22 protein-coding genes are annotated in these 26,698 nt (G+C 72.2%); 19 read left to right on the plus strand and 3 right to left on the minus strand.

Annotated features, from left to right (window positions below):
• The first annotated feature begins 11 nt into the window (after positions 1 to 11).
• Both dinB and AB0K05_RS06365 read left to right on the plus strand, forming a co-directional pair.
• Positions 12 to 1,253: a DNA polymerase IV gene (dinB, locus tag AB0K05_RS06360; protein WP_364227156.1), complete on the plus strand. Its 1,242-nt coding sequence runs from the start codon at positions 12 to 14 to the stop codon at positions 1,251 to 1,253.
• A gap of 202 nt (positions 1,254 to 1,455) precedes the next feature.
• A complete protein-coding gene (locus tag AB0K05_RS06365; RefSeq protein ID WP_148032686.1) occupies positions 1,456 to 1,851 on the plus strand; it encodes a DUF3040 domain-containing protein in 396 nt (131 codons plus the stop codon).
• 84 nt (positions 1,852 to 1,935) lie between these two features.
• Here AB0K05_RS06365 and AB0K05_RS06370 read toward each other — a convergent pair whose 3' ends face one another.
• From AB0K05_RS06370 to AB0K05_RS06380, 3 genes are read right to left on the minus strand one after another with little or no spacing between them, the layout of a single operon-like run.
• Positions 1,936 to 4,374, minus strand: coding sequence for a DUF3488 and transglutaminase-like domain-containing protein (locus tag AB0K05_RS06370; protein WP_271279773.1), 2,439 nt, complete (start codon positions 4,372 to 4,374; stop codon positions 1,936 to 1,938).
• Positions 4,371 to 5,624 (minus strand): DUF58 domain-containing protein, encoded by a 1,254-nt coding sequence (locus tag AB0K05_RS06375; RefSeq protein ID WP_148032684.1) that lies wholly within the window; start codon positions 5,622 to 5,624, stop codon positions 4,371 to 4,373. The genes AB0K05_RS06370 and AB0K05_RS06375 overlap by 4 nt, the downstream gene beginning before the upstream one ends.
• A complete protein-coding gene (locus AB0K05_RS06380) occupies positions 5,621 to 6,598 on the minus strand; it encodes a MoxR family ATPase (RefSeq protein ID WP_148032683.1) in 978 nt (325 codons plus the stop codon). Before AB0K05_RS06380 ends, AB0K05_RS06375 begins: the two co-directional genes overlap by 4 nt.
• Positions 6,599 to 7,071: 473 nt before the next feature.
• Here AB0K05_RS06380 and mraZ point away from each other — a divergent pair, with 473 nt between their 5' ends.
• The 17 genes from mraZ (at position 7,072) to AB0K05_RS06465 (ending at position 26,662) form a co-directional block, all read left to right on the plus strand.
• Positions 7,072 to 7,503, plus strand: coding sequence for a division/cell wall cluster transcriptional repressor MraZ (gene mraZ, locus AB0K05_RS06385; RefSeq protein ID WP_148032682.1), 432 nt, complete (start codon positions 7,072 to 7,074; stop codon positions 7,501 to 7,503).
• Between the two features lie 217 nt (positions 7,504 to 7,720).
• On the plus strand, positions 7,721 to 8,704 hold the full coding sequence (gene rsmH, locus AB0K05_RS06390; RefSeq protein WP_148032681.1) for a 16S rRNA (cytosine(1402)-N(4))-methyltransferase RsmH: 984 nt from the start codon (positions 7,721 to 7,723) through the stop codon (positions 8,702 to 8,704).
• Positions 8,688 to 9,404, plus strand: a complete 717-nt coding sequence (locus tag AB0K05_RS06395; RefSeq protein ID WP_364227163.1) for a hypothetical protein — start codon at positions 8,688 to 8,690, stop codon at positions 9,402 to 9,404. Before rsmH ends, AB0K05_RS06395 begins: the two co-directional genes overlap by 17 nt.
• Complete coding sequence (locus AB0K05_RS06400) at positions 9,401 to 12,037, plus strand: penicillin-binding transpeptidase domain-containing protein (RefSeq protein ID WP_364227166.1); 2,637 nt, start codon at positions 9,401 to 9,403, stop codon at positions 12,035 to 12,037. The genes AB0K05_RS06395 and AB0K05_RS06400 overlap by 4 nt, the downstream gene beginning before the upstream one ends.
• 37 nt (positions 12,038 to 12,074) lie before the next feature.
• Positions 12,075 to 13,607: a UDP-N-acetylmuramoyl-L-alanyl-D-glutamate--2,6-diaminopimelate ligase gene (locus AB0K05_RS06405; protein ID WP_364228024.1), complete on the plus strand. Its 1,533-nt coding sequence runs from the start codon at positions 12,075 to 12,077 to the stop codon at positions 13,605 to 13,607.
• Entirely contained in the window at positions 13,604 to 15,022 is a 1,419-nt protein-coding gene (murF, locus tag AB0K05_RS06410) for a UDP-N-acetylmuramoyl-tripeptide--D-alanyl-D-alanine ligase (protein ID WP_364227169.1), read from the plus strand. The genes AB0K05_RS06405 and murF overlap by 4 nt, the downstream gene beginning before the upstream one ends.
• The gene (gene mraY, locus AB0K05_RS06415; RefSeq protein WP_148032678.1) at positions 15,019 to 16,074 is read left to right on the plus strand and encodes a phospho-N-acetylmuramoyl-pentapeptide-transferase; all 1,056 of its coding nucleotides are present in this window, start codon (positions 15,019 to 15,021) and stop codon (positions 16,072 to 16,074) included. The genes murF and mraY overlap by 4 nt, the downstream gene beginning before the upstream one ends.
• The gene (gene murD / locus AB0K05_RS06420) at positions 16,074 to 17,438 is read left to right on the plus strand and encodes a UDP-N-acetylmuramoyl-L-alanine--D-glutamate ligase (protein WP_364227173.1); all 1,365 of its coding nucleotides are present in this window, start codon (positions 16,074 to 16,076) and stop codon (positions 17,436 to 17,438) included. The genes mraY and murD overlap by 1 nt, the downstream gene beginning before the upstream one ends.
• A complete protein-coding gene (gene ftsW / locus AB0K05_RS06425; protein WP_219543413.1) occupies positions 17,435 to 18,727 on the plus strand; it encodes a putative lipid II flippase FtsW in 1,293 nt (430 codons plus the stop codon). Before murD ends, ftsW begins: the two co-directional genes overlap by 4 nt.
• Before the next feature lie 12 nt (positions 18,728 to 18,739).
• Entirely contained in the window at positions 18,740 to 19,816 is a 1,077-nt protein-coding gene (gene murG, locus AB0K05_RS06430; RefSeq protein ID WP_148032675.1) for an undecaprenyldiphospho-muramoylpentapeptide beta-N-acetylglucosaminyltransferase, read from the plus strand.
• Entirely contained in the window at positions 19,813 to 21,222 is a 1,410-nt protein-coding gene (murC, locus tag AB0K05_RS06435) for a UDP-N-acetylmuramate--L-alanine ligase (RefSeq protein ID WP_271279031.1), read from the plus strand. Before murG ends, murC begins: the two co-directional genes overlap by 4 nt.
• Positions 21,223 to 21,234: 12 nt before the next feature.
• Positions 21,235 to 21,897: an FtsQ-type POTRA domain-containing protein gene (locus AB0K05_RS06440; protein WP_148032673.1), complete on the plus strand. Its 663-nt coding sequence runs from the start codon at positions 21,235 to 21,237 to the stop codon at positions 21,895 to 21,897.
• 367 nt (positions 21,898 to 22,264) lie between these two features.
• Positions 22,265 to 23,791, plus strand: coding sequence for a cell division protein FtsZ (ftsZ, locus tag AB0K05_RS06445; protein WP_364227178.1), 1,527 nt, complete (start codon positions 22,265 to 22,267; stop codon positions 23,789 to 23,791).
• 187 nt (positions 23,792 to 23,978) lie between these two features.
• Positions 23,979 to 24,671, plus strand: coding sequence for a YggS family pyridoxal phosphate-dependent enzyme (locus AB0K05_RS06450; protein WP_271279029.1), 693 nt, complete (start codon positions 23,979 to 23,981; stop codon positions 24,669 to 24,671).
• 138 nt (positions 24,672 to 24,809) lie between these two features.
• The gene (gene sepF / locus AB0K05_RS06455; RefSeq protein ID WP_148032670.1) at positions 24,810 to 25,310 is read left to right on the plus strand and encodes a cell division protein SepF; all 501 of its coding nucleotides are present in this window, start codon (positions 24,810 to 24,812) and stop codon (positions 25,308 to 25,310) included.
• Between the two features lie 81 nt (positions 25,311 to 25,391).
• Positions 25,392 to 25,682: a YggT family protein gene (locus AB0K05_RS06460; RefSeq protein WP_148032669.1), complete on the plus strand. Its 291-nt coding sequence runs from the start codon at positions 25,392 to 25,394 to the stop codon at positions 25,680 to 25,682.
• A gap of 104 nt (positions 25,683 to 25,786) precedes the next feature.
• Entirely contained in the window at positions 25,787 to 26,662 is an 876-nt protein-coding gene (locus AB0K05_RS06465) for a DivIVA domain-containing protein (RefSeq protein WP_148032668.1), read from the plus strand.
• The last annotated feature ends 36 nt before the right edge of the window (positions 26,663 to 26,698 follow it).

Raw genomic sequence — 26,698 nt, forward strand, 5'->3', positions numbered from 1 at the left:
GAATCGGCGGCGTGGCACGCAAGCAGATCACGGGCATCGGCCCCGCTCCGCGGACCGGGGCCGACGACACCGGCTGCCCGATCCTCCACGTCGACATGGATGCCTTCTTCGCCAGCGTCGAGCTGCTGGAGCGGCCCGAGCTGCGCGGCCGACCGGTGATCGTGGGCTCGCCCGCCGGGCGCGGCGTCGTGCTCAGCGCCACCTACGAGGCCAGGGCGTTCGGCGTCCACTCCGCCATGCCGATGAGCCGGGCCCGCCGGCTCTGCCCTCAGGCGACGGTCATCCCGCCCGGCCACGGAAAATACTCCGAGGTCTCCAGAGGCGTCATGGAGATCTTCCATTCGATCACCCCGATGGTCGAGCCCATCGCGTCCGACGAGGCGTTCCTCGACGTCGGCGGCGCGCTGCGCCGGCTGGGGCCGCCCGCCGCGATCGCCGCCGCGATCAGGGCGGAGGTGCTGGAACGCTTCGGCATCACGTGCTCGGTGGGCGTGGCCGGCAGCAAGTTCGTCGCCAAGCTCGCCTCCAAGCAGTGCAAGCCCGACGGCCTGCTGGTGGTGCCGCAGGAGGAGGTGGTGGCGTTCCTCCACCCGCTGCCCGTCTCCGCCCTGTGGGGCGTCGGCGAGCGCACCGAGCAGGCCCTCGTGCGCCTCGGCATCCGCACCGTCGGCGACCTGGCCCGGGTGCCCGTCGCCACGCTCCAGCGCGAGCTCGGCCCGTCCGCGGGCGGCCACCTGGCGGCGCTGGCGTGGGGCCGCGACGAGCGGCAGGTGAGCCCGCACGTCCCCGACAAGAGCATCGGCAACGAGGAGACGTTCGCCGCCGACGTCGACGATCCCGAGATCATCAAGCGCGAGCTGCTCCGCCTGTCCGAACGGGTCGCCGCGAGGATGCGTAAGGGCGGTCATGTGGGCAGGACTGTAAGTGTGAAGCTGCGCCGCGCTGACTTCTCCACCATCACCCGGTCCCGGACCCTTCCGGAGCCCACCGATGTCGCGCAGGAGATTTTCGCCACAGCCTGCGAGCTCTACCACGCCGCCGGGCTCGAACGGGTGCGCCTGCGCCTGGTCGGCGTCAGGATGGAGAACCTCCGGCCCGCCGATTCCGCCTCCCGTCAGCTCACTCTCGGTGAGCGCGAGACCGGCTGGCGTGAGGCCGAGCAGGCGATGGACCGGGCGATCCGGAGATTCGGTCCCGATGCCGTGCTCCCGGCTTCGCTAGTTCGGGGCAAACTTGATGAAATGGAGGCGTGAGGCGATGTCACGACTTCGGGGGAGGAGACCAAGATGGCCCAGAATGAAGCCATGACGTCACCTCCGGTTTGGTCTGCCTTGGACGTTTGCTTTCGCCTACGTCTACAGCCTCGTATTCTGGGGATAACCGACCGCGAGGTCCGGACACCCCGTGTCGTCCGTTGCCGTCTTCCCCGTCCTGGGGCCGTCCTTGGGAGGCGCCGTGCCGCTCTCTGAGCACGAGCAGCGCTTGCTCGACCAGATCGAGCAGGCCCTCTACGCCGAGGACCCGAAGTGGGCCAACACCGTAAGGATCAGTGACCCACGCAGCCATTACAAGCGGCGCCTGGTCAAAGCCACGATCGGCTTTGTCCTCGGCGTCGTCCTGTTGATGGTCGGCGTGGTGATCAACTTGATCCCGCTCGGCGTCGGCGGTTTCGTGGTCATGCTCGCTGCGTGTCTGTGGGGCCTGTCCAGCTGGAAACGAATGAATGGGTTCGGTGGTGACTCCTCGGCTCAGGGGGCTCCACCGCAGGGCAAGCAGGTCCGCCGGGGCAACCGGGGCACCTTCATGGAGCGCATGGAGGAACGCTGGCGTCGTCGTCACGACGAGCGCTGACACGCATCCCCCGATCAAGGCGTCCCCTAGACGAAGGTGCGGCCGTCCCCCTCGCGGGAGACGACCGCACCTTCGGTCAGATTCTCACGTCCCCTTCTGCGTCGCAGTCCTCCGCAGCCTGATGTTCTCCAGGCGGTCGAAGCCGTCCAGCAGCCGCTCGCCCACGAGCCGCAGCCGCCGCACCGTCGACGGCGGCAGCAGCACCGCCCGCACCCTCCTGGCACGTGACACGGTCGCCGCCAGGGCCTTGCGCACCCGGCGCAGGTCCCCGCCCATCGGCGGGATCTCGCCGGGCTCCCGCGAGTAGAGCACCCGCTCCACCGCCGAGGCGATCGCCGTGACGGCCGCCGCCGGTTCGGCCCCGAACTCGTACTGCTCGGTCAGCCGCCGCGCCAGCTGGCGCGGCGTCTCGCTGGGCTCGCGGGCCATCCCGTAGTCGTAGAGCGCGTCGTCCAGCTCCGCCCAGGCCGCCGCCACCGCCGGATGGCGGCCCGCCACGACCCTGGCCGTCATCTCGTCCGACGGCTCCGACACCTTCCAGCCCAGCGCCCGGACCCGCCTGCTCCTGGTGATCAGCCTGGCCGCGGCCGGGATCAGCAGCACCAGCAGCAGCACCGCGGCGCCGATGCCGATCTGCGCGGCGAGCGGCGTCGACTCCTCCGGCGGCAGCCCGCCGTTGGCCAGCAGCGCCTCCCGGTCCAGCTCGCGCACGTTGCCCCGGTTCTGCGGGCCCAGCTCCTCCTCCGCGCTGCCGCTGGAGGTCCGGTCCGGCGTCGGGGAGGAGGGGTCGGCCGTGGCCTCGGGCCGCGGCTGGGTGTACTCCGGCACCCGGGCGCTGCCCTGGCCCAGCGTGCCCGAGGGCGTCGGCTCGAACGGCAGCCAGCCCACGCCCTCGAAGTACAGCTCCGGCCACGAGTGGGAGTCGTTCGTGGCCACCGTCCACTGGCCGCCGAGCTGCGTGCCGCCCGTGTAGCCGATCGCCACCCGCGACGGGATGCCGACGACCCTGGCCAGGATCGCCATCGAGGCGGCGAACTGCTCGCAGTAGCCGGCCCGGCTGTGCAGCAGGAAGTCGGCCAGCGCCGAGTTGCCGTGCCCCTGGGTGCGCAGGCTGTAGGCGAAGCCGCCGGTGTCGGTGAAGAACCTCTGCAGCCGCACGGCCGCCTGGTAGGCGGTCTTGGCGTCGCCCGCCTGCTCCCGCGCGAGCTCCCTGATCTCCTCCGGCAGGTCGTCGGGGAGTTCCAGGTAGCGCTCGTCGATGCTCTGCCGGGACGACGGCGCCGACTCCAGCACCTCGGCCGTGGGTTCCGGGTCGCTGGTCGCGACCTGGTACTCCAGGCCCGCCGCCTCGTCGCGGGTGGAGAAGACCATCAGCGTGCGGACGTCAGCCCGCCAGTCGCCCTCGACGCGGATCTCCCGCGGCGGGTACGGCAGCGGCAGGAACGACAGCTTGGCGATCTCGTCGCTGATGGTGATCGTGGACGTGACGTTCTTCAGCTTCACGCCCCCGCCCAGGCCGGGCGGCGGCGGGAGCGGGCCGTTGTCCGTCCTGTTCTCCGGCGCGCCCTCCGGCTGCGTCATGCCGAACTGGTCGCCGTCGAAGGTGTCGAGGGAGTAGATGCGCAGGTACCGGGGCTGGTTGTCGGAGTTGGAGTAGGTCAGCACGGTCCGCTGCTCCGGCAGCTCCAGCTGGCCCTTCAGGTTCGCGATCGGGTTCGGGATGCTGATCGAGTTGCCCCGGCCGGGCCCGCCGCCCCCCACGCCGAAGGTGAAGAACGAGACCGGCTCCATGGCCGGCAGCATGGCCGGCACCAGCACGGCCAGCGCGATGGCGGCGAACCCGATGCGCTTGCCCGACAGGCGCAGCCCGCTCGTGTCGGCGGACGCGCCGGGGCCCCGCCTGTCCGGCCGCAGCTCCGCCGCCGTCGTCCGGGTCCGGCGCACCAGCACCGCCCGGCCCCACTGGCCGACCCGCTCGCGGCCGTCCGCGAGGAGCAGGCCGGTGAACCCGAACGCGGCCACGATGAACGCCGGCCAGCTGATCGGGTCGGACAGGATCGTGGCCGGCACCGTGGCCAGCGCCAGCAGCGGCAGCCCGGCCAGCGCCGCCTTGCGCAGCCTGGTCGCGAACAGGTCGACGACGATCGCGATCAGGCCCACGCCGCCCGTGGTCAGCAGCGTGATGGCCTCGTTGGCCGGGACCGGCGCCGCGTACCGCTGGATGTCGGCCCAGCCGGTGGCCAGCAGGCGCGCCACCTCCACCACGGAGTCCTCGGTCGGCACGAACAGCGCCCAGGCCTCCTCCGCCGCGAACGACACGGTCAGATAGACGAACAGCACGCCCACGCCGAGCAGCGGCGCCGCCCACGACGGCAGCGACAGCCGCCCGCTGACCAGGCTCGCCAGCATGACCGAGAGGACCGCGCCGAGCGAGCCCCAGAACCAGGCCCCGCCCTCGAACAGCGGATAGAGCAGGATCGCGGCCGTGAACGTCGCCACCGCGGCGGCGATCGAGAGCCTCATGAAGCCGTACCTCCGCTCACGGCGAACCGGCCGCGGCTGCCCGCGTCCTGCCACACCGACGCGATCGACACCCCGGCGGGCAGCCGGACGATCCGCCATCCGTATCCGGCCAGCACGGTCTGCACCGCCTGGTAGTCCTCGTCGGCCTCGCGGCCGTTCCACGTCTCCACGTCCAGCAGCACCGCCACGCCGGTGATGCCGCTGTGTCTCAGCCTGGCCAGGTCTCTGGCCTCCTCCGGGTCGAGCGAGCCGAGCACGGCCACGATCAGCCCGTCGCCGCCGCCCGCGCGCAGCGCGGAGACGCCCATCTCCAGCGAGCGCGCCGACGAGCCGCGCACCATCGCGAGCGTGTCCAGCAGCGACCAGCTCAGCCCGGTGTCGGTCAGGTGCTCGGGTCCCTGGTCGGTCACCAGCCGCAGGCCCAGCCCCTCACGGGCGAGGTGGACGCCGATCGAGGCCGCGGCCGAGACCGCCACCTCGAACGACGAGCGCGGGCCCTCGCCGCGGTGCGCGTACTTACGGGTGTCGAGCAGGAGGGCGCCGCGGCTCTGCCACTGCTGCTCCTCGCGCCGTACCATCAGCTCGCCGCGCCGGGCCGTCGAGCGCCAGTGCACCCGGCGCAGGTCGTCGCCCTGCCGGTACTCGCGCGGGGCCACGTCGTCGTCGCCGGCCGCCGCCACGCTCCTGGTGCGGCTGTCGCCGCCGCCCGTCCACTCGCCCGACAGCCGCACGTGCGGCAGCGCCACCACCTGCGGCGTCACCACGAGCGTGTCGGTGATCGTGAACGCACGGGTCAGCTCCACCAGCCCGAACGGGTCCGCGATGCGCACCGACAGCGGCCCGATGGGGTACCGGCCGCGCAGATCCGAGCGCACCTTGTAGTCGATCTCCCGGATGCCCCGCGCCTCCACCCGGTCCAGCACGAACCTCGGCCGCACGCCCAGCGCGTACGGGACCGTGTCCTCGATCAGCAGCAGGCCGGTGGGCAGCCTGGTCACGTTCTCCAGCCGCAGCGTCACCGTGGCCTCGCCGCCCGCCTCGGCCCTGGCCGGGTCCAGCCGCCTGGCGCAGCTCAGCCGGTAGCGGGTGCGCGCCACCACCATCGCGGCCAGCAGCGGCAGCGCCGCCACCAGCACCCCGATCCTGAACAGGTCGTTCTCGCCGAGCAGGAACGCCATCAGCAGCGCCGCGACGCCCGACGCCAGGAAGGACCGTCCCCTGGAGGTGAGCGCTCGCAGTCCCGCTCTCACGACGCCCGGGTCTCCGGCACCGGGACGCGCCTGACGAGCTCCATCACCACCTGCTCGGGCAGCCGCCGCTGCCCCTGCGCCTCCACGCTGGGCAGCAGCCGGTGCGCCAGCACGGGGACGGCGAGGTCCTGCAGGTCGTCGGGGATGACGTAGTCGCGGCCCGACAGCGCCGCGTGCGCCCGCGCCGCCCGCACCAGTTGCAGCGTGGACCGGGGAGAGGCGCCCAGACGCAGGTCGGGCGAGTGGCGGGTGGCCACCGCCAGGTCGATGGCGTACTTCTTGACCGGCTGCGACACGTACACGCCGCGCACCGCCTCGATCAGCGCGCGCACCTCCGACGTGGTGGCCACCGGCTCCAGCTTGTCCAGCGGCGAGGTGCCGCCGTGCACGTCCAGCATCTCCAGCTCGGCCGTCGGCTCCGGGTAGCCCATCGCCACCCTGGCCGTGAACCGGTCGCGCTGCGCCTCGGGCAGCGGGTAGGTGCCTTCCATCTCGATCGGGTTCTGCGTCGCGATCACCATGAACGGCGCGTCCAGCTGATAGGTGTGCCCGTCGACGGTGACCTGCCGCTCCTCCATGCACTCCAGCAACGCCGACTGGGTCTTGGGGGAGGCGCGGTTGATCTCGTCGCCCACCACGATGTTGGCGAACACCGGCCCCGGCTTGAACTCGAACTCGCGCGTCTGCTGGTTGTAGGCGCTCACTCCGGTGATGTCACTGGGCAGCAGGTCGGGGGTGAACTGCACGCGGCGCACCGGGCAGTCGATCGACCGCGCCAGCGCCTTGGCCAGCATCGTCTTGCCGACCCCTGGAACGTCCTCGATCAGCAGATGGCCCTCGGCGAGCAACACGGTCAGTGTGAGGCGGACGGCGTCGCCCTTTCCCTCGATCACCGATTCGATGGCCTCGCGGATGCGGTGAGCGGTGGTGACCAGCTCCCCGAGCTGGTGAGGGACGTCATGGGTTACTGCCACCAGGCCTCCATGCGAAGTGCGACGGCCACCTCGCGCGAGGCTGCGCATTGCGGGAGGCATGCCATTGTTTTCCATTATCTGTACGACCCTACGACTCTGTGCGTTCTTGGGCGACTTTTGTGGATATTCCAGAGAAGCCTGCTCCTGTTCGCGTTCTTGTCGCATAGCGGTGCGAATGCCGTAACACACTGGGCCGCGCGCCGCGCCACTTTCCCCCACCTCCGCCCCGCCCGTCACAGGGCCTCCTTATTGGCCCGGCTTTCGCGCGCCCCGACACGCCCGCCACCGGTCCGCGGGCGCTTCCCCGGCCCCACTCCGCACCACCCGCTATGACCTGCGACAACGCCTCCCAGTTGAGCGGCGGACAAGGTTCGAATCAGTTGACGGTGGGGAGAAGTGGAGTATGGTGGTGCGCAGTGGAGAGCGCGGTGCACCAGCGCCGAGCGCTTCACGAGGCACGGGAGGTGGCGCCGATGTTCCTCGGCACCCATCACCCGCGTCTGGACGACAAGGGACGGCTGTTCCTGCCGGCTAAGTACCGTGAGGAGCTGGCGGAGGGTCTTGTGATCACCAAAGGCCAGGAGCGATGCCTCTACGTCTTTCCTGTGGAGGAGTTCCAGCGCATCACCGAGGCTCTCAGGACCGCCCCGGTTACCGCCAAAGCGGTGCGTGACTACAGCCGCGTCTTCTTCGCCAGCGCGTCCGACGAGAAGCCAGACAAACAGGGGCGCGTCACCATTCCGCAGGGCCTGCGCCAGTACGCCGGCCTGGAGCGTGACTGCGTCGTCATCGGGGCCAACACCCGTCTGGAGATCTGGGACGCACAGGCCTGGGACACCTATCTCAACGAGCAGGAACAGGCGTTCGCCGACCTCTCCGAGGAGGTGTTGCCAGGGATCTTGTAAACAAACGGTCGAGCCGTCGGAGATGTCGTTCGGCGAGGTCTCCACCCGCAACCACTGCCGGCCAGCTGATGCACCTTCCCCGGTGTCAGATGGCAGGCGTCCACGAAGAGGGTGCGGATGGGGACCTGGCCGGGCGGCGCCGGGGTGGGGACCCAGGACAACCGACACATCGACCGGCCGCGTCATCCGCGAGCCAGGACGCGAAAGGGGGGTGGAGATGCACGACGACGCCGACACGACCGGTCACGTTCCGGTCATGCTCGAACGCGTTCTGGAGCTGCTGGAGCCCGCGATCACCGCGTCCGCCTCCGGCCCCGCCCCCGTCGTCGTCGACGCCAATCTGGGGCTCGGCGGCCACACCGAGGCCCTGCTCGCCGCACACCCCTCACTCCACGTGATCGGCATCGACCGCGACCCTTTCGCGATCGAGTACGCCACGCGCAGGCTCGCGCCGTACGCCGGGCGCACCACGCTGGTCCACGCCTCGTCCGACGAGCTGGACGCCGTGCTGGCCGGGGCGGGGCGCACCACCATCGACGGGGCGCTGTTCGACCTCGGCGTCTCCTCGCCGCAGCTCGACGAGGCGGCGCGCGGGTTCGCCTACTCCTATGACGCCCCGCTGGACATGCGGATGGACACCGAGCAGGAGCTCACGGCGGAGACGGTGGTCAACACCTACTCCGCGGCCGAGCTGATCCGGATCCTGCGCGACTACGGCGAGGAGCGGTTCGCGGCACGGGTCGCGCACCTCATCGTCAAGGAACGCGCCAAGGACCCCATCACGTCGACGAAGCGGCTCGCGGACCTCGTGAGGGACGCGATCCCCGCCGCTACCCGGCGCACCGGGGGAAACCCCGCCAAAAGGACTTTCCAGGCGCTGCGCATCGAGGTCAACGCGGAGCTCGCCGCCCTGGAGGTGGCGCTGCCCGCCGCGCTCGACGCGCTGGCACTGGGCGGGAGGGTCGTCGTGCTCTCCTACCACTCGCTGGAGGACCGGCTCACCAAGCAGGTCCTCACCGCGCGGACCAGGGACACCAGCCCGCCAGGGCTGCCCGTCCCGCTGCCGGCCCACCAGCCGCGGTTCCGCACCCTGACGAGGGGAGCCGAGCTCCCGAGCGAAGAAGAGCTGGCCCGCAACCCGCGGGCGGCTTCGGCCCGGCTCAGGGCCGCAGAGAGGATCCGTGTTGACGACCAGGACTGAGCAGGAGACCAGGCGGGGCGCGCCCGTCCGCGGCGCTGTGCCCACGACTGGGGCCAAGACCGGCCAGCGCAGGCCCGAGCCGCCGCACCCGGCCAAGCCCGTCCCGCAGCCGCGGCCCGACGCGGCCAGGCGCCGCCCGCGCGCCGACGACGAGCCGGCGCCCCGCGCGGCCCGCCCGGCGCCCTCGCGCGGCGAGACGGGCGCGCGCGCGAGCCGCGGCGCGGCCGGCGTGCGCGACCGCGCCACCCGCGTGGAGACCGACGAGCGCGCGGCCGGGACCGGCGTGCGCGGGTCGCGCACCGTCACAGAGCCGCGCAGGGCGCGTCCCGGCGTGCGCAAGCCGCGTCCCGAGGCCGCTCGGCCCGAGCAGGCGCGCCCGCGGCGCCCCGCCGCCGGGCGGCCCGCGCGGCGCCAGCGCGCCCCGTTCGTGCTGCTCGTCGTCGGGCTGCTGTGCGGTGGCCTGGTCACCCTGCTGCTCCTCAACACCGTCCTGGCGCAGGACTCGATGACCGCCTCCAACCTGGTCGACGAGATCTCCACCGCCCGCCAGCAGAACGAGGACCTCCAGCGCAAGATCGAGGAGGAGAAGCTCCCCGGCAGGGTCGCCGAGCGGGCCGAGGACCTCGACATGCGCCGTGACTGGGACTCGGTCAACAACTACGACGGCTCCGCCTCCAGTCAGGCGGGCCCGGCACGGTGAGAGACTCCGGCGGCAGGGGGCAGGGCCCCGGTCGCGGCGGGGGCGGCGCCGGCTCTCAGGGAGGGCCCGGCGCCGCTCGTCGTACGCCGGGCGGTCCCGGACGGGCGGGGCGCCCCGGCACGGGCCGTGCCGCGTCCCCGGACGATCCCTTCCACCTCCCCTTCGGCGACACTCCCCGCTCCCGGGGCGGTTCACCGGCCGACGACGACGTCCCCGACGACGACCCCGCTCCCGGCAGCCCACGCCGGCCCCGCCCCGGGCAGGGGAGACCACGCCGCGGTGATGACGACCTCCCCGCTGGAGGCCCGCACGCCGACGAACGGTCGCGCGGCCGTACCTCCCAGCGGGGCGGTTCCCGCCGGGGCGAGGACGACCTCCCAGCGGGTGGCCCGCACGCGGAGGAACGGTCGCGCGGCCGGGCCGGGCAGCGTGATGGCGAGGCGTCTCCCGGAGGCGCGCGCGGGGGGTCCGCCCGGGGAGAGCGGTTCCGCCGCGACGAGAGCGACCACCGGCGCGACGCCGGCCCCTCGCGCGGCCGGGCCGGGCAGCGCGACACGGAGGCGCGGCAGGACGACGCGTTCCGCCGCAGGCCCTCCGACACCGCCCGGCGTCCCCCGCACGACCGATCACGCGGCGACGGCGACGCGCGCGGCCGAGACGACGGCTCGGCGCGCCGCACCCAGGCCGACAACCCCGTCCGGCGTCCCCGGGACGAGGACGCCGGACGCGCGCGCCCCGGGGAAGGGCCACGCGCGGCGACACGTGCCGGCACGGACGCGGGCGGCCGTGGGGGCACCCGCGTCCGCGCCGGCGAAGGCGCGCGGCGCGACCCCCAGGACGGGGCGCGGCCGCGCGCGGGCGGCGGAGGCCGCAAGCCGCCCCCGCCGCCGAAACCGCCGCTCGTGCTCCGCCTCGGCAGCCCGAAGCGGCGCATCAGCATCGGCCTCATCGCCATGACCTTCATCCTGTCGATCTTCGCCGGCCGCCTCATCCAGATGCAGGGCCTCGACTCCAAGGTCTACGAGGCCGCGGCCACCAAGCAGCGCCTGCACGTCGAGAAGATCCCGGCCAAGCGCGGCTCCATCACCGACGTCAACGGGCACAACCTGGCGCTCACGGTCGAGGCGCGCGACATCTCCATCGACCCGTCCAAGATCCCCGCCGAGGTCAGGCAGGGCGTGGCCTCGCTGCTCGCCCGCACCCTCGGCAGGCCCGTGGAGGAGATGGCCGCCAAGCTGGCCAGGACCGACACCCGCTACCAACTGCTGGCCAGGGGCGTCGCCCCGCCCGTGGCCGACCGGCTGCTCAAGGAGCCGGTGCCGTCGCTCAACGCGACCAGCACCTTCCGCCGCGTCTACCCGGGCGGCGACCTGGCGGGCAGCCTGATCGGCTTCGTCGGCGACGACAAGGACGGCCTGACCGGCATCGAGCAGGTGAAGAACACCGCGCTGGCCGGGACCGACGGCGAGCTGCAGATCGAGACCGGCCGCGACCTGCAGCGCATCCCGATGACCGGCAGCCAGCGCACACCCCCCGTCGACGGCCGCGACGTGCGCCTGACGATCGACCGCGACATCCAGTGGGCCGCCCAGAAGGCGATCGGCGAGCAGGTCGAATCCGCCGGCGCGAGCAGCGGCACCGTCATCGTCATGGACGTGCGCACCGCCGACGTCATCGCCATGGCCAACGCCCCCGAGCTCGACCTGGCCAACTGGCGCGAGGCCCCCGAGTCTCACTACCTCAACCGCGCCGCCGCCGACGTGTTCGAGCCCGGCAGCACCAACAAGGTGATCACCGCCGCGGCCGCGCTGGAGGCCGGCGTGGTCGACTCCGACACGGTCTTCCACGTCAAGGACAACATCCAGTGCTACGACCGGGTGCTGCGTGACGCCCACGCCCACCCGCCGGAGGACATGACCTTCGCCCAGGCCATGGCGCAGTCCAGCAACGTCGCCACGGTCATGGCGGCGCGCAGGGTCGGCAGCGAGGGCCTGTACGACATGCTCAAGGCGTTCGGGTTCGGCACCAAACCCGGCGGCGACATGCCGGGCGCCGGGGCCGGTCTGCTGCCGCACCACGACAAGTGGTCGGGCAGCCAGAGCTGCACGATCGCCTACGGGCAGGGCGTGTCGGTGACCGCGCTGCAGATGGCCAGCGTCTACCAGACGATCGCCAACGGCGGCGTGAAGGTCGAGCCCAGGATCGTCGCCGGCACCACCGCCCCCGACGGCACGTTCACGCCGGCCAAGCCCGGAAAGAAGACCAGGGTCATCAGCACGGCCACCGCCAAGGAGATCACCGCCATGCTCGAGGACGCGGTCGGCGCGCAGGGCACCGGCGAGCTGGCCGCCATCCCGGGATATCGGGTGGCGGGCAAAACCGGCACCGCGAACCGCTACGATGCCGACCTCGGCCGCTACGACGGCTACACCGCCTCGTTCGCCGGTTTCACGCCCGCCGACGCGCCCCGCCTGGTGGTGCTGTCGGTGCTGCAGAACCCGAAGAACGGCCACTACGGCGGTCAGATCGCGGCCCCGGTGTTCAAGGATGTGATGACGTTCGCTCTCAAGAGCAGGAAGATCCCGCCTACAGGCTCTGCCGCGTCTCCGGCGCGCGCGGGCGCGGAGCAGTGAGAGGGGAGGGTACGCTGCCGCCGTGCGTCCCCCGTCCATGCGTCCCACCGACAGCCCGCCGCGCCCGCTGACCGCGCTGGCGACCATGCTCGATGCCGAGACCGGCACCGCGCGGTCGCCGCACGCCGCGCTCACCGGCGTCACCCACGACTCCCGCCAGGCGCGGCGCGGAGACCTCTACGTCGCGCTGCGCGGTGCGCGCGCGCACGGCGCCGACTTCTCCGCCGAGGCGATGGCGCGCGGCGCCGTGGCCGTCCTGACCGACGCCGCGGGCCGCGACGCGGCCGTCGCCACCGGCCTGCCGGTGCTCGTCGTGCCCGATCCGCGCGCCCTGCTCGGCCAGGTCGCCGCCTGGGTCTACGGTCACCCGGCCCGCGACATCACGGTCCTCGGCGTCACCGGCACCAGCGGCAAGTCCACCACCACGTTCCTGCTGGAGGCGGGGCTGCGCGCGGCGGGCCTGCGCACCGGCCTGGTGGGCGGCGTCGAGATCCACGCCGGCGACCTGTGCTTCGAGGCCGGGCTCACCACCCCGGAGGCGTCGGATCTGCACGGCCTGTTCGCGCTCATGCGCGAGCAGGGCGTCACCGCGGCCGCCATGGAGGTCTCCAGCCACGCGCTCGCGCTCAACCGCGTCGACGGCGTCTTCTACGACGTGGCGCTGTTCACCAACCTGTCGCAGGACCACCTCGACTTCCACAAGGACCTCGACGACTACTTCGCCACCAAGGCCAAGCTCTTCCAGCCCGAGCTGAGCCGGATCGGCGTGACCAACGTCGACGACCCCTACGGCCGCGAGCTGCTGCGCCTGGCCAAGGTGCCGATGACCACGTTCTCAGCCCAGGGCGACCCAGGCGCCGAGTGGCGGGCGCTCGACGCCCGCCTGGGCGCCGACGGCAGCGCCTTCAGGATCGTCGGCCCCGGCGGCGTCGAGGCCGACGCGCAGATCGCGCTGCCCGGCCCGTTCAACGTCGCCAACGCCCTCGGCGCCGTCGTCACCCTGGTCGAGGCCGGCGTGCCGCTGCAGACCGCGGTCCACGGCGTCGGCACCCTCACCGGGGTGCCCGGCCGGATGGAGCGGGTCACCGGCGCCGGCGACGAGTTCCAGGCCGTCGTCGACTACTCGCACAAACCCGGCGCCGTGGAGTCGGTGCTCCGCTCGCTCCGCGAGGTCACCGCGGGCCGGCTCACCGTCGTGCTCGGCTGCGGCGGCGACCGCGACAGGGGCAAGCGGCCGCTCATGGGCGAGGCCGCCGCGCGGCTGGCCGATGTGGCGGTTCTCACCAGCGACAACCCCCGCTCCGAGGATCCGCTGGCCATCCTGGCCGAGATGATGGAAGGGGCGCTGAGCGTGCCCCGCGAGGAGCGCGCTCATGTGATCATTGAGCCCGACCGCGCGGCCGCCATCGACCTCGCGGTGAACCGCGCCACGCGCGGTGACGTCATAGTCGTGGCAGGCAAGGGCCACGAGCAGGGCCAGTACGTTTCAGGCGAGGTGATCCCCTTCGACGACAGGGAGGTGGTCGCCGCAGCGATCGACGCACGCAAGGAAAGCAGGAAGTACGAATGATCCCGTTGCCTCTGGCCAGGATCGCCGAGATAACCTCGGGCGCGCTGTCGGGCATGGCCGACCCCCGCGCCGTGGTGCGCGGCCCCGTCGTGATCGACTCGCGGGCCGTCGAGCCGGGATCCCTCTTCGTCGCGTTCAGAGGCGCCCGCGTCGACGGGCACGACTACGCGGCGCAGGCCGTGCGGGCCGGCGCCGTCGCGGTGCTGGCCGGCCGCCCGGTCGAGGCGCCCGCCGTCATCGTGCCCGACACCACGGCCGCGCTGGCCGAGCTGGCGACCGCGCAGGCCGCGTCGCTGCCGAACGCGACCGTGATCGGGGTGACCGGCTCGGCGGGCAAGACCACCACCAAGGACCTCCTCGCGCGGCTGACCGCCAGGATCGGCCCGACGATCGCCCCGGCCGGAAACCACAACAACGAGATCGGCCACCCGCTCACCGTGCTCAAGGCCGGCCTCGACACCCGCTACCTGGTGCTGGAGCTGAGCGCCCGCCACATCGGCAACATCGCCGACCTGGCCCGCATCGCCCCGCCCACGATCGGCGTGGTCCTCAACGTCGGCACCGCCCACATCGGCGAGTTCGGCGGCAAGGAGGCCATCGCCAAGGCCAAGGGTGAGCTGGTCGAGGCGCTGCCGCGCACCGGCGTCGCGGTGCTCAACGCCGACGACCCGCTGGTCCACGCCATGGCCACGCGCACCGACGCGCGCGTCACCCTGTTCGGGCGCGGCGAGCACGCGGCCATCCGCGCCGAGGACGTCGTCGCCGACGAGCGCGGGCGCGCCTCGTTCACGCTCCGCACCCCCTCCGGCGCCGCCCCCGTCAGGCTCAGGCTGTACGGAGCACACGCGGTCGACAACGCGCTGGCCGCCGCCGCCGCGGGCTACGAGCTGGGCCTGCCCGTCGCCGCCATCGCCGAGGAGCTGTCGGCGGCCGAGCCGCGCAGCCGGTGGCGGATGGAGGTCACCGACCGCCCCGACGGCGTGACGATCGTCAACGACGCCTACAACGCCAACCCCGACTCGATGCGGGCCGCGTTCGAGACGCTCGCCGTGCTCGGGCGCGACCGGCGGCGGTTCGCGGTCATCGCCGCCCTGCGCGAGCTGGGCGAAGACAGCGAGGCGCTGAACACCGAGGTCGGCCGCCTGGCCGGCGCGGGCGGCCTGACCGGGCTCATCGTGGCGGGCCCCGACGCGGGCCCGGTGCTCCAAGGCGCCCACGCCGGCGCCGAGCAGGCGCAGCGGGGCGGGCCCCCGGGCACCCCGCTGCCCCGCATCGTGCACGTGCCCGACGCCCAGGCCGCCGCCGCCGAGCTCGGCCCGTGGCTGCGCCCCGGCGACGTCGTGCTCGTCAAGGGCCCGCGCGCCATGGGCCTGGAGCGCACCGCCGAGCTCCTGCTGGGAGGTGCAGGCCGGTGACCAACATCATCATCGCCGGCGCCGTCGGGCTCGTCCTGTCGATGCTCGGCACCCCCCTGGCCATCCGGGTGTTCTCCAGGCGCGGCTACGGCCAGGAGATCCGCGAGGAGGGTCCGTCCGGCCACCACGGCAAGCGCGGCACCCCCACCATGGGCGGCACCGTCATCGTGCTCGGCTCGCTGCTCGCCTACGGCGCCTCCCACCTGGCCACGCTGGAGCCGGTCACCGCCTCCGGCCTGCTCGTGCTGTTCCTGATGACCGGGCTCGGCGCCGTCGGCTTCCTCGACGACTTCATCAAGATCTACAAGCAGCGCAGCCTCGGCCTGCGCAGCGGCGCCAAGGCGTTCGGCCAGCTCATCGTGGGCGCGATCTTCGCCGTGCTGGTCACCCAGCAGCCGAACATCTACCAGATCACCCCCGCCGACACCCGGCTCTCCTTCCTGCGCGACTTCGGCCCGTCGATCGGCATCGTGGGGTTCACCATCTGGGTGCTCATCATGATCGTCGGGTTCTCCAACGCGGTGAACCTCACCGACGGCCTCGACGGCCTGGCCAGCGGCGCCACCGGCGTGGTGCTCGGCGCGTACGTGCTCATCGGCAACTGGCAGCTCCGCAACAACTGCATCGACCAGCTCGGCCCCAACTGCTACTGGGTGCGCGACCCGCTCGACCTGGCCGTGGTCGCCGCCTCGGTGCTCGGCGCGCTCGTCGGCTTCCTGTGGTGGAACGCCCCGCCCGCCAAGATCTTCATGGGCGACACCGGCTCGCTGGCCCTCGGCGGCGTGCTGGCCGGCCTGGCCATCGCCACCCGCACCCAACTGCTGCTCATCCTCCTCGCCGGGCTCTGCGTGGTCATCACCCTGTCGGTGATCATCCAGGTCGGCTTCTTCAAGATGACCGGCAAACGGGTGTTCCGGATGGCGCCGCTGCAGCACCACTTCGAGCTCAAGGGCTGGGCCGAGACCACGATCGTGGTCCGCTTCTGGCTGATCGCCGGCCTGTGCGCGGCGCTCGGGCTCGGGCTGTTCTACGTCGAATGGATGCCCCGCTGATGAGTCTCACCTGCGTCGCCGGGCTGGGCGTGTCCGGCACCGCCGTCGCCAGGGCCCTCGCCGGGCGGGGCGAGCGCGTGGTGGTCGTGGAGTCCGGCGGGGGAGAGCGGCAGCTGGCCGCGGCGGCGGAGCTGTCCGGCCGCGGCGTGGAGGTCCGGCTCGGCCCGCTGTCGCTGCCCGAGGGCACCACCCGGCTGGTCACCACCGGCTGGGCGCCGCACCACCCGCTGATCGCCGCCGCCCTGTCGGCGGGCGTCGAGGTGATCGGCGAGGTGGAGCTCGCCTGGCGGCTGCGGCCCGCCCAGCCCGCCCCCTGGCTGGCGCTCACCGGCACCAACGGCAAGACCACCGCCGTGCGCATGCTCACCGCCATGCTGACCGCCGCCGGTCACAAGGCCGCCGCCGTCGGCAACGTGGGCGTGCCCGTCGTCGAAGCCGTGCGCGAGCCGTACGACGTGCTCGCGGTCGAGTTGTCCAGCTTCCAGCTCCACTGGTCGGCCACGCTCGCCCCGCACGCCGCGGCCGTGCTCAACGTGGCGCCCGACCACCTCGACTGGCACGGCTCGATGGACGCCTACGCGGCCGCCAAGGGACGCGTCTTCGAACGGGCCGGCACCGTGATCTACAACGCCGACGACCCGGAGTGCGCCAGGCTGGCCGGGCCGTACCCCGGCGCGGTCGGGTTCACGCTGCGCGTCCCCAGGCCGGGCCAGGTCGGCCTGGTCGAGGACCTGCTGGTCGACCGGGCCTTCGTCGGCGACCCCGTGGAGGCGGCCGAGGAGCTCGCCACACTCGCCGACGTGCGCCCGCTCGCGCCCCACAACGTCGCCAACGCCCTGGCCGCCGCCGCGCTGGCCCGCGCGTTCGGCGTGCCGGCGGAAGCGGTGCGGCAGGGCCTGCGGGACTTCACGCCCGACCCGCACCGGCTGGCGCACGTCGCCAGGGTCGCCGAGGTCGACTACGTGGACGACTCCAAGGCCACCAACCCGCACGCCGCCGCGGCCGCGCTGGCGTCCTACCCGTCGATCGTGTGGGTGGCCGGCGGGCAGCTCAAGGGCGCCGACGTGGCCGACCTGGTCAGCCAGGCCGCGCCGCGGCTGCGCGGAGCCGTCCTGCTCGGCGCCGACCGGGCCAGGATCGCCGAAGCTCTCGCGCGACACGCGCCGAATGTCCCCGTCGTGGACATCGAAGGTCAGGACACTGGTGTGATGGACCGTGTCGTGACCGAAGCCTCCCGCCTCGCCTCCCCCGGGGACACCGTGCTGCTCGCCCCGGCGGGCGCCTCGCTGGACATGTTCCCCGGCTACCCGGCCCGAGGGGAGGCCTTCGCGCGAGCCGTACGCGCCTTGGAGGCGGACACGTGAGCACGGCCACCGGCGAACGCGCCGAGCCCGCCCGCCCGGCCGCCACGCAGCAGCCGTCCACCTGGGCCCGCGAGCGGCTCGGCACGCTCAAGGAGCTCCTCGACAAGCCGCTGGCGACCTACTACCTGATCCTCGGGTGCAGCCTGCTGCTGCTCGCGCTCGGGCTGATGATGGTGCTCTCCGCCTCCAGCATCGAGGCGATGCAGGAGACCGGCAACCCGTTCTACTGGTTCATCAAGCAGTCGCTGTCGGCGGCCGTCGGGCTGCCCATCATGTGGTTCTTCACGCAGCTGCCCTACCGGTTCTTCCGGTGGATGGGCTACCCGCTGATGGCGTTGTCGATCATCGCGCTGGTCCTGGTGCTGTTCATCGGCTCGTCCGAGCTGGGCGCGCAGCGGTGGATCTACTTCGGCCCGTTCACCGTCCAGCCGTCCGAGCCGGCCAAGCTCGGGCTGGCGCTGTGGGGGGCCGACCTGCTGGCGCGGCGGGTGCGCAAGGGCCGCATCGAGTGGCGGCAGATGCTCATCCCGCTGCTGCCCGGCACCGCCATCCTGGCCATCCTGGTCATGCTCGGCAGCGACCTCGGCACCACGCTCGTGCTGTTCCTGATCTTCCTGGCGCTGCTGTGGGTGGTGGGGGCGCCGGTCAAGCTGTTCGGCGGCATCCTCTCGCTCGCCGTGCTGGCCGCCGTCATCATGATCACCGTGGAGCCCTACCGGCTGGCCCGCGTCGGCGCCTTCCTCGACCCGTGGGCCGACGCGCAGGGCGCGGGCTACCAGGCCGTGCAGGGGCAGATCGCGATGGGCTCGGGCGGCTGGTTCGGGCTCGGGCTCGGCAGCAGCAGGCAGAAGTGGGACTGGCTGCCGCACGGCGAGAGCGACTTCATCTTCGCCATCCTCGGCGAGGAGCTCGGGCTGATGGGCACGCTGCTGGTGGTCGCGCTGTTCGGCCTGCTCGGGTACGCCGGGCTGCGGGTGGCCTCCCGGGTCAACGACGCGTTCGTCCGGCTGGTCTCCGTCGCGGTCGTGGCCTGGGTCGTCGGGCAGGCCATCGTCAACATGGGCGCGGTGCTCGGGGTCCTGCCGATCACCGGCATCCCGCTGCCGCTGGTCTCCTACGGCGGGTCCGCGCTGCTGCCCACGCTGGCGGCGCTGGGCATGCTGCTGTCGTTCGCCAAGCGGGAGCCGGGGGCGCGTGAGGCTCTGGCCGCGCGTGGCCCCGGACCGGCCGTGCGGGCCCTAAGCTGGCTTGGCCTGGGGGGCATGACCAGAGGCCGAGGAAGACGTTAGGGAGTGACCGACATGAGGGTGGTCCTCGCCGGTGGCGGGACGGCCGGGCACATCGAGCCGGCGCTCGCCCTGGCCGACGCGCTGCGCCGCCTCGACGCGAGCATCGGCGTGACCTGCGTGGGCACCGAGCGGGGGCTGGAGACCCGTCTCGTCCCGGCCAGGGGCTACGAGCTGGAGCTGGTGCCCGCCGTGCCGCTGCCCAGGGCGCTCACGCCGCAGCTGCTGACCGTCCCCGGCCGCCTCGCCGGGGCGGTCAACGCGGTCGCCGCCGTCCTCGACCGGACGCGGGCCGACATCCTGGTCGGTTTCGGCGGCTACGTCGCCACCCCCGCCTACCTCGCCGCCAAGCGGCGCGGCCTGCCGATCGTGGTCCACGAGGCCAACCCGAAGCCCGGCCTGGCCAACCGCCTCGGCGCCAAGCTCACCGACCACGTCTTCACCGGCTTCCCCGACGCCTCGATCGCCAAGGCCGAATACATCGGCACCCCGCTGCGCCGCCAGATCGTCGAGCTCGACCGGCTGTCCATGGGCGACAGGGCCCGCTCCTGGTTCGGGCTGCAGACCGACCGGCCGACGCTGCTGGTGTTCGGCGGCTCCCAGGGCGCCAGGTCGATCAACGACGCCGCGCTGGCGGCCGCGCCCGCCCTGCGCGCCGCGGGGGTGCAGGTGCTGCACGTGGTCGGCGCCAAGAACACCGTCGAGCACGAGCCGCCGCCCGGCGACCCTCAGTACGTCCTGCTGCCTTACCTCGACCGGATGGACCTCGCCTACGCGGCCGCCGACGTGGCGCTGTGCCGCAGCGGCGCGCTCACCTGCGCCGAGCTCACCGCCGTCGGCCTGCCCGCCGCGTACGTGCCGCTGCCGCACGGCAACGGCGAGCAGCGGATGAACGCCGAGCGCGTCACGGCGGGCGCGGGCGGCATGCTGGTGGACGACGCCGAACTGTCATCTGATTGGATCATTGATCACGTGCTGCCCCTTCTCCACGACCCCGAACGGGTCGCCGTCATGTCAGAGGCGGCCTCGGCGCTGGGCATGAAGGACGCGGACGTCACGCTCGCCAGGAAAGTGTTGGAGATAGTCCGATGAGTCTCGTCAAGCTGGTCGATCCCGTCGCCGCGGAAGAACTGGGCAGGGTCCACTTCATCGGCATCGGCGGTGCGGGCATGTCCGGCATCGCGCGCATCCTTCTCAAGCGCGGCGTGCGCGTGTCCGGGAGCGACGCCCGCAGCGGCGAGCTGGTCACCGAGCTGCGCGAGCTGGGCGCCACCGTGCACATCGGCCACGCCGCCTCGCACATCAAGGACGTCGACACGGTGGTCGTGTCCACCGCCATCCGCGACTCCAACCCCGAGCTGGGCGAGGCGCTCAAGCAGCGGCTGCGGGTCATCCCGCGGGCCGCCGCGCTCGCCGCCGTGATGTCCGGCCGCACCGGCGTGGCGATCGCCGGCACCCACGGCAAGACCACCACCACCTCGATGCTCACCGTCGCCCTGCAGAAGTGCGGCGCCGACCCGTCCTACTGCGTGGGCGGCCAGCTCGTCACGACCGGCCTGGGCGCCGACGAGGGCTCGGGCACGGTGTTCGTGGCCGAGGCCGACGAGAGCGACGGCTCGTTCCTCATGCTGGCCCCGGAGATCGCCGTGGTCACCAACGTGGAGGCCGACCATCTCGACAACTACGGCGACCCGCGCGCCGTGCACGACAGCTTCGCGCGGTTCGTCGACCGGGTCGGCGAGCTCCTCGTGGTCTGCGCCGACGACCCGGGCGCGGCCGAGGTGGCCGAGGTGGCCCGCCGCCGCGGCAAGCGCGTGGTGACGTACGGGACCGCCGCCGACTACCGGATCTCCGGGGTCAGGCCCGACGGGTTCGGCACCGTCTTCACCGTCGAGGGGCCGGGCGCGAGCAAGGGCGAGGTGCGGCTGGCCGTCCCCGGGGCGCACAACGCGCTCAACGCCACCGCGGTGATCGCCGTGGCCGACGAGCTGGGCCTGCCGTTCGAGGAGATCAGAGACGGGCTGGCGGCCTTCACCGGGGCCAAGCGGCGCTTCGAGGCCAAGGGCGAGGCCGGCGGAGTCGTGGTGTTCGACAGCTACGCCCATCACCCGACCGAGCTGGCCGCCGACCTCAGAGCGGCGCGCGACGTGGTCGCCTCCTACTCCGGCAACGGCCGGGTCATCGCGATCTTCCAGCCGCACCTCTACTCGCGCACCCGGTTCTTCGCCGACGAGTTCGGCACCGCGCTCGGGCTGGCCGACGAGGCGATCGTGCTGGACGTGTACGGCGCCCGCGAGGATCCCGAGCCGGGCGTGTCCGGGGCCCTGGTGGCCGGTCTGGTCCCGCTGCCCGCCGAGCGGGTGGCGTACGTGCCGGACCGGTCGGCGGTGGCCGACTTCGTCGCGGGCCGCGCCAGACCGGGCGACCTCGTGCTCACCATGGGCGCCGGAGACGTCACCGAGCTGGGGCCGCGGATCGTCGCGGCCCTGTCGCGCTGAGCCGGGGGCGCGGTGACCGCTCGCAAGGTCTTCCTGGTGCTGCTCACCGCCGGCGTGGTGGGCACGGCGGCGTGGCTGGTGTTCTTCTCGCCGGTGCTCGGAGTCCGGACGGTGGAGATCGTGGGAAATGTCACACTAGCGCCCGATGTGGTGAGGAAAGCCGCGGCGGTGCCCGATCTGCACCCGCTCGCCACCGTCGATCTGGCACAGGTCGAGGACCGGGTCCGCGGCATCCGTCAGGTCGCCTCCGCGAAGGTCGACCGCGTCTGGCCCGCCACGCTCCGCATAGAGGTGGTCGAGCGGGAGCCGGTCGCGCAGATCCCGGCCGGCGACAAGATCGCCGTCATCGACAAGACCGGGGCGGTCATCGAGTTGCGCGACGTGGCGCCGCCCATGCTGCCGGTGCTGAAGGTGGCCAGTCCGGCCGTCGGCGACCCCGCCACCATGGCGGCGCTGGACGTGGTGCGCGGCCTGCCGGCGAGCATCTCGGGGCGGGTTCGCCAGGTCAGCGCCACGACGGGGGAGGACGTCACCCTGGGCCTGTCCGACGGGCGCACCGTCGTCTGGGGCGGCACCGACCGGCCCGAGGCCAAGGCGCGCATCCTGCGGAGCCTGTTGAAGCGCAAGGCCGAGGTGTACGACGTGAGCTCTCCGGACGTGGTGACCCTCAAGTGATCCAATTCCGGATAAGACGCCGCGAAGCATCGCGCGTACCCGGGAAACACGGCGACTTCCCGCCAGGCGTGTCGCCGAGCCTGTGCCGGGCAGCAGGCGCGACGTGAGAGCCTGTAGATCGGGTAGAGCGGCAGGGAGTACCCGACCAGGCAAGACGTCAGAGCGAAACGGACAGCCCGCGACACGCCGGACGTGCTTGCGGCGCGGTTAGTTGACCCGCCCGGAGCGTAACTCCTACTGTCCGTATCAATCCTCAGGTTGACATAAATCTAAATCTCAACTTGAGGTTGAGAGTTACCCGAACTGACAAGACGCGGAGACAATCCGCACCGAAATGGCAAGTCAACGAGCGGAAAGGCCCCTCGTCGTGGCAGCACCGCAGAACTACCTCGCGGTCATCAAGGTCGTCGGCATCGGCGGCGGCGGAGTCAACGCCGTCAACCGGATGATCGAAGAGGGACTCAAGGGCGTCGAGTTCATCGCGATAAACACCGACGCCCAGGCGCTGCTGATGAGTGACGCCGACGTCAAACTGGACGTGGGCCGCGAGCTCACGCGCGGCCTCGGCGCGGGGGCCAACCCCGACGTGGGGCGCAAGGCGGCCGAAGACCACCGCGAGGAGATCGAGGAGGTCCTCAAGGGGGCCGACATGGTCTTCGTCACGGCGGGTGAGGGCGGCGGCACCGGCACGGGCGGCGCCCCCGTCGTGGCCAACATCGCGCGCTCCCTGGGCGCCCTGACCATAGGCGTGGTCACCCGGCCGTTCAGCTTCGAGGGCCGCCGCCGGGCCATGCAGGCCGAGGCCGGCATCGAGACGCTGCGCGACGAGGTCGACACCCTCATCGTGATCCCCAACGACCGGCTGCTGTCGATCTCCGACCGGCAGGTCAGCGTCCTCGACGCGTTCAAGGCCGCCGACCAGGTGCTGCTCTCCGGTGTGCAGGGCATCACCGACCTGATCACCACGCCCGGTCTGATCAACCTCGACTTCGCCGACGTGAAGTCCGTCATGTCCGGCGCCGGCTCGGCGCTCATGGGCATCGGCCACGCGCGCGGCGACGACCGCTCGGTGGCCGCCGCCGAGATGGCCGTCTCCAGCCCGCTGCTGGAGGCCAGCATCGACGGCGCCCACGGCGTGCTGCTGTCGATCGCGGGTGGCTCCGACCTCGGCCTGTTCGAGATCAACGAGGCGGCGCAGCTCGTGTCCATGGCGGCCGCGCCCGACGCCAACATCATCTTCGGCACGGTCATCGACGACGCGCTGGGCGACGAGGTGCGGGTCACCGTGATCGCCGCCGGGTTCGACGACGTGCCGCAGAACGACAAGCAGGCGCCGCGCCCGCAGACCCGCCCCGCCGCCGCGAGCGGCACCGGCGCCGCCTCCAGCGTGCCGCCGTCCGGGCTGCGCTCCAGCGCGCCGACGCCGCCCAAGCCGGAGCCCGCGCGCCCCGAGGCGCGTTCCGACTTCAGGCCGGAGCCCCGTACGGACTTCCGCCAGGAGCCGCGCTCCGACTTCCGCCAGGAGCCGCGCTCCGACTTCCGCCAGGAGCCGCGTCCCGAGCCCCGTCCCGAGCCGCGCTCCGACTTCAGGCCGGAGCCCCGCACGGACTTCCGCCAGGAGCCCCGTACGGAACCACGCCCCGAGCCGCGCCCGGAGCCCCGCCCCGAGCCGGTGCGTCCGGCGGAGAGCGTCCAGGACCCCGCCCCGGCCTCCTCCGCCGACGAGACGCCGGCTGACGGGCCTTCCGGCCCGGTGTCGATCCCGCGCCCCGCTCCGGAGCCTGCCAATCCGCCCACGCCCATCACCTCCCGCATGTCGGAGCCCGGCAAACGTCGTCCGGTGGTCTTCGAGGAGCAGGAGGAGGAACTCGACGTCCCCGACTTCCTCAAGTAACCGTTCCACCCGGCCGCCGCTCCCTCCGCCTGCGCACCCCGTGACGCGGTACGGGAGCGGCGCCGCCATGTCAGGCCCCGTTCGCGGGGCTGCCGGTGGAGGGCGGGGCGACAGGGCGTCCCGGGGGTCCTCCCCTCAGGCGGGTGCGTGGTGTGCGGGGGAGAATGGGCTGACAGGAAGGAGAGGCGTGCGGAAGGAAGAGATCGCCTCGCGCGTGGCCGAGGTGGACGAGCGGATCGCCGAGGCGTGCCGGGCGGCGGGGCGGGACCGGGACGAGGTGACGCTGATCGCCGTGACCAAGACGTACCCGGCCGACGACGTGCGGATCCTGGCCGGGCTGGGCCTGCGCGACGTGGGCGAGAACCGCGACCAGGAGGCCGCGCCGAAAGCGCGCGAGTGCGCCGACCTGACGCTGACCTGGCACTTCGTCGGTCAGTTGCAGACGAACAAGGTCCGCTCCGTGGTGGGGTACGCCGACGTGATCCACTCGGTGGACCGGCCCCGGCTGGCGAGGGCGATCAGCGGGGAGGCCGTCAAGCGGGGCAGGGAGGTCTGCTGCCTGGTGCAGGTGGCGCTCGACGACGACCCGGGGCGCGGCGGCGCCGTCCTGGCCGACGTGCCGGCGCTGGCCGACCTGATCGCCGGCGCTCCCGGTCTGCGGCTCGGCGGGGTCATGGCGGTGGCGCCGCTGGGCGAGGATCCGGCCAAGGCGTTCGCGAGGCTGCGTGATGTCGCGGTGGCCGTACAGGAGAGGCACCCACGTGCCACGATGATTTCCGCGGGGATGAGCGACGATCTGACGGAGGCCATCGCCCACGGCGCGACACACGTGCGGGTCGGTACGGCGTTGCTCGGCCGTCGGAAGCTCTTCGTCAGGTAATGTCCCCTCAAGTGGGTCTTCAGGCCCATGATCCGGTAGAGGTCGATCAGCGGTGAGCTCCAAGGGGGTACGGCTACCGCCTCGGACCCGGCGACAGGCCCGAGCGAGTGCGACCATGAGCAGGAGGACGACTTAGCGATGGCCGGCGCGATGCGCAAGATGGCGGTCTACCTCGGTCTCGTGGAGGACGACCGCTACGAGAGGTACGAGACCTACCCCGACGACTACCCGTACGAGGACGACGTCCAGCGCGCGGGCGAGGACCGGCCTGTCACGGTCCAGGACCGGGAGGAGGACACCGATCCGTCCGTCCCCGCCCCCAGGCCGGCCACCACTGTCCTTGAGCGCCGTACCACCGACCTGGCCCGGATCACCACCCTGCATCCCCGCACGTACAATGAAGCCCGAACCATCGGCGAGCACTTCCGTGACGGCACCCCCGTCATCATGAACCTGACTGAGATGGTCGACAGCGACGCAAAACGGCTCGTCGATTTCGCGGCAGGTCTGGTCTTTGGCCTACATGGAAGCATTGAACGTGTTACCAACAAGGTGTTCCTGTTGTCCCCTGCCAATGTCGAGGTGACCGCCGAGGACAAGGCTCGAATCGCGGAACGCGGGTTCTTCAACCAGAGTTAGAGTGCTCTGTATGTCAATCGGACTCAACCGGGTCTCGCCGAGACCGGGGGAGTGCATCAGAAGTGGAGGCGCGGCCGGACCGTGGGGATAGTCAGCCAGATCTTGGTCGTAGTCCTGTCTCTCTACCTGGTGCTTCTCATCGGCAGGATGATCTTCGAGACGGTGCAGGCGTTCGCCCGCTCGTGGCGGCCCACCGGGGTCGTGCTCGTGCTGGCGGAGGTCACGTACACCGCGACCGACCCGCCTCTCAAGTTCCTCCGCCGTTTCATTCCCCCACTGCGGTTGGGTACGGTGGCCTTTGACCTAAGCTTCACAGTCCTCTTCATCGTCGTGTTGATCTTGATCAACGTCGTAGGATCGTTCGGTCCGTGACGAGGTCTGCAGGGCACCCGGTCATGATCCAACTCGTGTCCGCGCTGAAGTGATTCGGGTGACCGTCCCTCCGGACAGACTCCAAGCGCGCCAAGGAGACCAAAATGCCGCTTACGCCCGCTGATGTGCGGAACAAGCAGTTCAGTACCACCCGGCTCCGACCGGGCTACGACGAGGAAGAGGTCGACGCCTTCCTCGACGAAGTCGAGGCTGAGCTTGACCGCTTGATCCAAGAGAACGAAGAGCTGCGTGCCAAGCTTTCCGAGTGCATGCGCGGCAAAGTGCCTGGTGGCATGAACATGCCCATGGCCTCCGCGCCCGTGCAGGAGCAGCCCAAGCCTGAGATGATGGCGCCGCCCCAGCCGGAGCCCATGCGCGCGCCGGAGCCGCCGCAGCATCAGCAGCCGCAGCCGGTGCCGGTGGGCATGAACATGCCGCCCGCCGAAGACAACATGGACACCGCCGCCCGCGTGCTCGCCCTCGCCCAGCAGACGGCCGACCAGGCGATCGCCGACGCCCGCCGGGAGGCGGACGAGACCGTGACCCGCGCCCGCCGCGAGGCCGACGAGATCCTCACCAAGGCCCGCCGCCAGGCCGAGCAGGTCATCGGCGACGCCCGCGCCCGCGCCGAGACGCTCGAGCGCGACGCCCAGGAGCGGCACCGTCAGGCGATGGGCTCCCTCGTCCAGACCCGCGACGAGCTCGAGCGCAAGGTCGAGGAACTGCGCAGCTTCGAGCGCGAGTACCGCAGCCGCCTCAAGCTCTACCTGGAGAACCAGCTCGCCGAGCTGAACGTCTCAGCGGAGGGCAGCGGCGGGTTCCCGGTCATGTCGGGCGGTCCCTCCGGCGCGCCGGCCATGTCGCACGCCGTGCCCCAGGGCGGTCAGCAGCCTCTGCCCGGCAACCCCAACCCGTTCGGCGGCGAGGCCCCGCAGGGCGCCTTCCCCGGCAGCGACGGTCCCCACAACGAGCGCCGGTAAGGTGTAGCGGGTCACACCAAGGACCCGTCACTCGAA

The organism is Nonomuraea sp. NPDC049486, from assembly GCF_040676925.1.
Lineage (GTDB): Bacteria > Actinomycetota > Actinomycetes > Streptosporangiales > Streptosporangiaceae > Nonomuraea > Nonomuraea ferruginea.

Excerpts from the sequence above, each read along its gene's own strand:
- AB0K05_RS06370 (WP_271279773.1), bottom strand. The coding sequence starts at position 4,374 with ATGAGGCTCTCGATCGCCGCCGCGGTGGCGACGTTCACGGCCGCGATC.
- mraZ (WP_148032682.1), top strand. The coding sequence starts at position 7,072 with ATGTTCCTCGGCACCCATCACCCGCGTCTGGACGACAAGGGACGGCTG.
- rsmH (WP_148032681.1), top strand. The coding sequence starts at position 7,721 with ATGCACGACGACGCCGACACGACCGGTCACGTTCCGGTCATGCTCGAA.
- AB0K05_RS06405 (WP_364228024.1), top strand. The coding sequence starts at position 12,075 with ATGCGTCCCACCGACAGCCCGCCGCGCCCGCTGACCGCGCTGGCGACC.
- murF (WP_364227169.1), top strand. The coding sequence starts at position 13,604 with ATGATCCCGTTGCCTCTGGCCAGGATCGCCGAGATAACCTCGGGCGCG.
- murD (WP_364227173.1), top strand. The coding sequence starts at position 16,074 with ATGAGTCTCACCTGCGTCGCCGGGCTGGGCGTGTCCGGCACCGCCGTC.
- murG (WP_148032675.1), top strand. The coding sequence starts at position 18,740 with ATGAGGGTGGTCCTCGCCGGTGGCGGGACGGCCGGGCACATCGAGCCG.
- murC (WP_271279031.1), top strand. The coding sequence starts at position 19,813 with ATGAGTCTCGTCAAGCTGGTCGATCCCGTCGCCGCGGAAGAACTGGGC.
- sepF (WP_148032670.1), top strand. The coding sequence starts at position 24,810 with ATGGCCGGCGCGATGCGCAAGATGGCGGTCTACCTCGGTCTCGTGGAG.
- AB0K05_RS06465 (WP_148032668.1), top strand. The coding sequence starts at position 25,787 with ATGCCGCTTACGCCCGCTGATGTGCGGAACAAGCAGTTCAGTACCACC.